This window comes from Klebsiella sp. 28 (assembly GCF_018223905.1).
Lineage (GTDB): Bacteria > Pseudomonadota > Gammaproteobacteria > Enterobacterales > Enterobacteriaceae > Klebsiella > Klebsiella pneumoniae.
Window position 1 is genome coordinate 1 of the sequence record NZ_JAGRQY010000326.1, and the last position, 1,353, is coordinate 1,353.

At 31.3% G+C, this 1,353-nt stretch carries 1 protein-coding gene; it reads right to left on the reverse strand.

What is annotated here, in order from left to right; genetic code table 11:
• Positions 1-181 precede the first annotated feature (181 nt).
• The gene (locus tag KHQ28_RS28875; protein WP_064147895.1) at positions 182-664 is read right to left on the reverse strand and encodes a hypothetical protein; all 483 of its coding nucleotides are present in this window, start codon (positions 662-664) and stop codon (positions 182-184) included.
• Between the last annotated feature and the right edge of the window lie 689 nt (positions 665-1,353).

Here is a 1,353-nt window from a genome sequence, read left to right on the forward strand (position 1 = left end):
TTTTTTAGTCCTTAAAAAGTCAACTTTGATAAGTTGGCTTTTTTTGTATCTTCATTTTATTTACATCGACATTTTTTATTTGTCAAATAATAATCAATAAAATATTTTCCACACATAGCTTTCAAATTATTATGTATTGAGCTATAGCCAATCATATTCTCTTTTTCGCAGCCTGAGCCTTCTACCATTTAACCATCCCATGATCAATACTTTTACCGAACTTCTTAATTAACCCGTCATTTATATATGATCTTATTTTTAATTTTCTAAAATTGAACCCATAAACTTCCTGTTGAAAAATTGTAATAATCATCGGAACGTCAGAATGCACAATCCTCCCACTATCTAGCCAATTAATCATTTTTTCCAAAACACTCTCTCTGAAACGTTCAGTCACAGTTTTAAATGATATATCAGCATCATCCATCACCTCTTTTATTTCGCTATTAATGTTATCACCATGATCACACAAAAGACTTAAAGTTATTTTTTCGCCTATATCGCTTTTGATTTCCATTATCTCATCATTATATGATTTGATGATACCTTTTAGCTCATCGTAAAACTTACCATAAAAATAAAAATCTCGTGTAATGCATAGATTAATATGTTCAAGTTGTTTTTTGTTTTTCTTCTCATTATTATTTGAATTATATTCACTCATCTTATCCACCCTCAGCTAAATAGATAATACTCTTCTTATATTTATTTGCTTTTGTCAAAAACAGCACTTCGTGATTGTCATAAACAATCACTATGCTGAATAGGGCTTGCCCTATTAATGATGGTTTGTTCCAATCATGGGTTTTATTCTCATACCTTGCTAGCGCTCACTCACATAAAACAGGTTAGACCAATTAAACTAAAAGTGATGGAATATTGGAAATAATGAAATTTAAAAACATGATATGTAAAATCCACCTAGCTTTCAAAACCAGACCTCTCCGCGTTACTTATTTTTACATATTAGTGCTTTTCATTTAACCTGTTAATATCCATTCTATTTCTCATAACTAAGCTGTGATTTGTGCAGCACATAAAAGAGTCTGTTATTTTAGGAATTTCAGTTATCAACTAAAGATTTTCAACTCAATTTTAATAAAATTCACGTTCCCGCCTACGGCGGGAGACTAATTAAACTACTTTTGCCCTTACGGGCGCTCTCTAAAACCATAATCATTAAGATTCGTGTAATACCTCAGCCGTTCATCCGAATCTAGCCCTGTAAATTTCACAGCCTATAAAACTAGAGTTATTATTTAAGTATAGAAAAACTTTAAACATTGTCGTTATTTTTAGCTCCGTTAGGAGATATAAAAATAAAGCAATGCCCACCTATACACTGCTACGCAG

What these genes read in the sequence shown, in the direction of transcription:
- KHQ28_RS28875 (WP_064147895.1), bottom strand. Translation starts at nt 664, where the DNA reads ATGAGTGAATATAATTCAAATAATAATGAGAAGAAAAACAAAAAACAA.